Origin of the sequence: Promineifilum sp. (SeqCode) (assembly GCF_041918635.1) — a bacterium.
Lineage (GTDB): Bacteria > Chloroflexota > Anaerolineae > Promineifilales > Promineifilaceae > Promineifilum.
The window spans coordinates 1-5,980 of sequence record NZ_JAYRVJ010000504.1; the positions used below are offsets into that span (position 1 = coordinate 1).

The 5,980-nt window shown below is 66.2% G+C and carries 5 protein-coding genes; all 5 read left to right on the forward strand.

What is annotated here, in order from left to right:
• The coding region (locus ACE3UY_RS15295; protein WP_374688364.1) for a serine hydrolase at positions 1-1,424 on the forward strand (1,424 nt) is incomplete at its 5' end.
• A gap of 134 nt (positions 1,425-1,558) precedes the next feature.
• The gene (locus ACE3UY_RS15300) at positions 1,559-2,572 is read left to right on the forward strand and encodes a hypothetical protein (protein WP_374688365.1); all 1,014 of its coding nucleotides are present in this window, start codon (positions 1,559-1,561) and stop codon (positions 2,570-2,572) included.
• 165 nt (positions 2,573-2,737) lie between these two features.
• The gene (locus ACE3UY_RS15305) at positions 2,738-3,202 is read left to right on the forward strand and encodes a Trm112 family protein (protein WP_374688366.1); all 465 of its coding nucleotides are present in this window, start codon (positions 2,738-2,740) and stop codon (positions 3,200-3,202) included.
• Positions 3,199-4,938, forward strand: a complete 1,740-nt coding sequence (aceK, locus tag ACE3UY_RS15310; protein WP_374688367.1) for a bifunctional isocitrate dehydrogenase kinase/phosphatase — start codon at positions 3,199-3,201, stop codon at positions 4,936-4,938. Before ACE3UY_RS15305 ends, aceK begins: the two co-directional genes overlap by 4 nt.
• Before the next feature lie 3 nt (positions 4,939-4,941).
• Positions 4,942-5,940, forward strand: a complete 999-nt coding sequence (locus ACE3UY_RS15315) for a potassium channel beta subunit family protein (RefSeq protein WP_374688368.1) — start codon at positions 4,942-4,944, stop codon at positions 5,938-5,940.
• Positions 5,941-5,980 lie beyond the last annotated feature (40 nt).

Here is a 5,980-nt window from a genome sequence, read left to right on the forward strand (position 1 = left end):
CTCCCCGTCCCCGCCCAACCCAACCGATGCGACGCACCATTCACCTCTGCTCACTACTCCTGCTTATCGTCCTGCTGGCCGCTTGCCGCCCGCCGGCGACGGCCGACCTGCCGCTGAGCGCCGTGGCGACGCCGATCACGCCGGCCGACGCATCGCCGGCGGCTCCGGCAGTTGCCACAGCCGCGCCACCCACCCTCGCGCGCTCCCCCAGTCCGACGGCGACGCCGATCTACACCGGCCCCCTGTCCCCCGCCTGCGGCCAACAGCTGCCGGCTCTGCCCGCGATCGCCGCCACGCCGGACACGCCCCCGCCGGACACCGCGGCCGTGAACGTGCTGCGTCCGCTCGTCCCCGAGACGGCCTGGCCGGGGCTGGAACGGCTACTGGACGCGCCGGGAACGGTCGGCCTGGTCGCCTACCAGCTTGGCCAGGAAGCCGAGGGGGTGTACTGGAACGCCGATAGGCCGCTGCCGCTGGCGTCGGTGGCCAAGGTCATCACGCTTATCGCCTACGCCGAGGCGGTCGCCGCGGGAGAGTTGAACCCGCTGGAGCAGATCCCGTTGGCCGAATTGGATCGCTTCTACCTGCCCAACTTCGACCTGGGCGCGCACCGGCGGGCTGTGGCCGAACTGCGCGAGACGGGCCGCGTGTTCGGGTCGGAGGCTGACCCGACGATCACGCTGGAAGACGTGCCGTGGATGATGATCCGCCACAGTTCCAACGCGGCAGCCGACTACTTGCACCTGCGTCTGGGTCAGGCCCGGCTGGAGGAGACGATCGTGACGCTGGGGCTGGCCGAGGGACACACGGCCCCCTGCACCTTCCTGGGGCAGTTCCTCATCATGGGCAACCACACCCGCGGCACGGCCAACGATCGGGCCGTGCTGGCCGGCTACCTCGACGACCCGGCCGGCGCGGCGGCCTATGCCGCGGACGCGGCGCTGCTGGCCGACGCTTTCAGCAATGGGGCAGCCTTCCGCGCCGCCGAAGAGGCGTGGCGGGAGCGCACGCGCCAGCCCTCCATTGACACACAACGCTTCTTTGCCGCGCGTCTGGCCCCGCAGGGCACGGCCGGCGACTATGCGGCGCTCATGGCCCGGCTGGCCCAGAACGGCCTGAGCAACGGCGACAGCAGCTACATCGCCCGCCGCTACCTGGAGTGGCCCAACCAGTTCGACGCCAACCAGTCGTGGGCCAGCAATGTGGGCTACAAGAACGGCTCGCTGCCCGGCGTGCTGACCACGGTCTACTACGCCTATCGTTGGGATGACCCCGCGCCGGTCATCGTCGTCCTCTTCTACCGCGATCTGCCGCAGGATACCTACCGGCGCTGGCGCTCGGACCTGCCACACGATGAGTTCGCACGCTGGCTGCTGTCCGATCCGGCGGCAATTCCAGCACTTGCAGCAGTAATTAGGAATTAAGAAGTCAGAGTCATCTGCATTCCAAACTCCTAATTCTTAATTCCTAATTCCCTTCAGAAACGGTGAGAATCTGCCCGCTCCGGCTCGTCTTCAGGATAATCTTAATAGTGAGGGTGTATAGATAGAGAATTGATATGGCTGACGTGACTCCTGACCCCACTTCGCGCCCCGCACGGCGCCATCATCGCTCGCCTAACGGCGCTAACGGCCGGCCCGGCTTTGGGCTGGCGCTGCTGCTCATTCTACTGACGACCGCGCCGCTGCTCGGCATCATGTACCTGGGCGCGCAGTTGCTGCGTCTGCCGTTCACGCCGTTCGACCTCTACGATTGGCCGGTGCGTGCCGGCTTTGCCCCGTGGGCGCGGGCCATCGACGCCCTGAACGCCGCGCAGACGGACGCCGGCGGCAACATCGCCCAGGCCGCCACGCTGACGCAGTGGGGCATCTCCCTGACGCTCTTTCTCGCTCTGGCGCTGGCCGTCGGTCTGGTCTTCTACGTGCTGGTCGCCCGCCGCGGCCGGGCCACCGACTGGGTGGACGGCCTGACGGTGGGCGCGCTCTTCGCCGTGCCGATGATCTTCATCAGCCTGATAGTGGACAGTTCGCCCCTGCCCGGACTGCTGATCATCGGCTGGCTGACCGCGCTGTTCATCGGCTGGGGGATCACCCTCAGCTACGCCTTCGGGCGCGTGCTGGCGCTGGGAGCCAAACAACCGCTTGGCGACGGCGTGAGCGATGCATCCGACGCCGAGATTGAGGCGGCCGGGATCGGCCGCCGCCAGTTTTTGCTCCAGTTCGGGGCCAGCACGGCCGCCGTGGCCACCATCAGCGCCGCCGCCGGCGCGGCGCTGGCCCGCCGCGAGGACGCCGCCCAACTCCAGCGCACCCTGCCCATGATCAGCCCCGAGTTCCAGGCCGCCGAGCGCGAGTTGTTCGGCGGTTTTCGCCGCTTCGCCATTGTGCGCGGCGGGACGACGCCGGAAGCAGCCAACGTCCTGGCCCTGGGCGCGGAGTATCCCGACCGCAACTACGTCTCCATCTGGCTTGGCGGGCGCAGCCCCATCGTCATCTACGAAAACCTCCAGACCGCCCTAGCCGCCTACAGCACCGACGAGGCCGAAGCCAGTCTCTTCTGGCTGGATAACTGAGAGATAGGACGCTGATGACGCTGATAAGAGGTACTCGTTCCTTTTATCGGCGGCAAGCTGCGTCAAATCCGCGTCATCAGCGTCCCATTCTTCGGTTGACAGCCGTGAACAGGTGGACGTATCATCTCCATAGGCGGCGCCCAACGCCGCCGAGGAGTGATACACATGGCCAAAAAATCAACCCCCACCGCGGCGTCCACCGCGACACCGCTCAGCGCCGACCTGCTGGAAATCCTGCGCGACCCACAAGCTATCCAGGAGGGCGCGCGCCACGGCGACGACCCCGGCCGGCTGGAGCTGGTCAATGACTACTGGCTCGTCTCGGCCGATACCGGCTATAAGTACCCCATCCGCGACGGCATCCCGGTGATGCTGGTCGAGGAAGGCGCGCGCTGGAAGGACACGCCGGTTGAAGCGCTGCCCGTCCCGCCGCCGCCGGCCGTCGAGGCCGCGCCGGAGAGCCGCGCCGGCGAGGTGGCGCTCGACGCCGCCCCGGCCGGCCCCAACTATGCGCTCTTCGCGGCCATCGCCATCGGCGCGGTCATCGTGCTGATACTGGCCCTGATCGGCCTGAATCGCCGCCACGCCGCGACGGTGATCGAACTACCAGCCGAACCCATCGTCCCATGAGCCGACGCCTGACGGATAGCCGTCTGGCAAACGTCGGCGCGGACACGCTGCGGACGGCCTACATTGCCCTGCACGACCAGCACCAGGCCATTACCGGCCGGGCCAAGCAGCGTTTCGAGACGCAGGATTGGGCGGGAATGCAGGCCGACACGGCCGAGCGGTTGGGCCTCTACCGGCGCATCGTGGACTTGGCTGAGGCAGCCATCCGCGACCTGTTGGGCGAGCGGCTGGAGAACAAGCTGATCTGGGTCAGCATGAAGGCCGTCTACTCCGGCCACATCGCCGGGCGCGACGACTGGGAACTGGCCGAGACCTTCTTTAATTCGGTCACTCGCCGCATCTTCACTACGGTCGGGGTCGATCACCAGATCGAGTTTGTAGCCACCGACTTCGAGACGCCGCCCACGCGGCCCCGCTCGTCCAACTACCGCGTCTACAACCGGGCCGCTTCGACGGCCGACCTCGTGACAGCCATCCTGGCCGACTATCGCTTCGCCGCGCGCTTCCGCGACGTGGCCGCCGACGCGCGTCTGGCTGCCGCGCGCATTGAGGCGCAGCTGGAGTCGCTGGGCGCGCTGCAAGCAGTGGATCGCGTCGAGATGATCAAGTCGGCTTTCTATCGCGGCATGGGCGCGTATCTGGTCGGCCGGCTGTTCAGCGGCTCGCACCGCATTCCCCTCGTGCTGGCCCTCATCCACACGCCGGACGGCCTGACCGTGGACAGCGTGCTGACCGACGAGAACAGCGCCAGCATCCTGTTCAGTTTCGCCCACTCCTACTTTCACGTAGACGTGGAGCGGCCCTACGACCTGGTGCACTTCCTGAAGAGCATCATGCCGCGCAAGCGCACCGGCGAGCTTTACATCTCGCTCGGCTACAACAAGCATGGCAAAACGGAACTCTACCGCGACCTGCTCGACCATCTGGCGTATACCCAGGAGAAGTTCGAGATCGCCCGCGGTCAGCGCGGCATGGTTATGCTCGTCTTCACCATGCCGAGCTACGACATCGTGTTCAAGCTCATCAAGGATCACTTCAACTACCCCAAGGACTCGACGCGCAAGCAGGTCATGGGCAAGTACGATCTGGTCTATCGCCGCGACCGGGCGGGACGGCTGGTGGACGCGCAGTCGTTCGAGTACCTGGAGTTCGGCCGCGAGCTTTTCTCCGACGAGTTGCTGGCCGTGCTGGAGCGGGAGTGCAGCCAGTCGGTGCGCATGAGCGAGGCGTCAGTCGTCATCTCCCACTGCTACGTGCAGCGGCGCGTCATCCCGCTGGACGTGTTTGTGCGCGAGGCGGGCGAGGCAGCGGCCTGTTCAGCCGTGGTGGACTACGGCCAGGCGATCAAGGACATGGCCTCCAGCAACATCTTCCCCGGCGACATGCTGTTGAAGAACTTCGGCGTCACGCGCCACGGCCGCGTCGTTTTCTACGATTACGACGAACTGTGCCTGCTGGAAGAGTGCAACTTCCGCCGCCTGCCGCCGACCAGCCGCTATGAAGAAGAGCTGTCGTCCGAGCCGTGGTTTCACGTCAACGCCAACGATATCTTCCCGGAGGAGTTCCCCAACTTCCTGGGCTTGCCCGACTCACTGCGCCACCTCTTCGAGGCCCACCACCGCGACCTCTACGGCGTAGACTACTGGCGCAACCGGCAGGCGGCCATCCGCGCCGGCGAGCGTCTGCACATTTTCCCCTATCTGGCCGAACAACGGCTACATCAGCAAGGAGCTTAAAGTATGGAATATCGCCGCTTGGGCAAATCAGGGCTGCCGGTCAGCGCCCTGTCCTACGGGTCTTGGGTCACTTTCAGCCACCAGTTGGCGGTGGATGCCGCGCTGGAGACGATGAGCGCCGCCTACGAGGCGGGCGTCAACTTCTTCGACAACGCCGAGGTCTACGCCAGCGGCCAATCGGAGACGATCATGGGCGAGGCGCTGCGCAAAGCCGGCTGGCGGCGCGATACCTACAGCGTCTCCAGCAAGGTCATGTGGGGCGCGGTGGAGAACCCCTTGCCGACTCAGCGCGGGCTGCACCGCAAACACGTCTTCGAGGCGTGCCACGACGCCATGCGCCGCCTCCAGGTGGATTACCTCGACCTCTACTTCTGCCACCGCCCCGACATCCACGTGCCGATGGAGGAGATCGTGCGGACGATGAGTATCCTCATCGAGCAGGGCAAGGTGCTCTATTGGGGTACATCGCAGTGGTCGGCGCAACAGCTGACTGAGGCGTACGGCGTGGCCCGGCAGTATAACCTCATCCCGCCGACGATGGAGCAGCCCGAGTACAACATGTTCACCCGCGACAAGGTCGAGGTGGAATTCGCGCCGCTCTATGAGCTGATGGGGCTGGGCACAACCATCTGGTCGCCGCTCTACTACGGCGTCCTGACGGGCAAGTACAACAACGGCATCCCCGCCAACTCCCGCGCCACGTTGCCGGGCTATGAGTGGATGGCCGAGATCATCGAGAGCGAGGAGGGGCAGCGCCGCATCGCCAAGGTGCGCGAACTGACGGCCATTGCCGACGGGCTGGGCACGACGATGGCCCGGCTGGCGCTGGCCTGGTGCCTGAAGAACCCGCGCGTAAGCACCGTCATCATGGGCGCGTCGCGGGTGGAGCAAGTGCGCGATAACCTCCAGGCGCTCGACCTCGTGCCGCAACTGACCGACGACGTGATGGCGAGCATCGAGGAAGTGTTGGGCAACAAGCCGAAGCCGCCGGAGGAGTATTAGTCGACTTCCAGACCTGACCGGTGTGGGGGGGGGGGGGGGC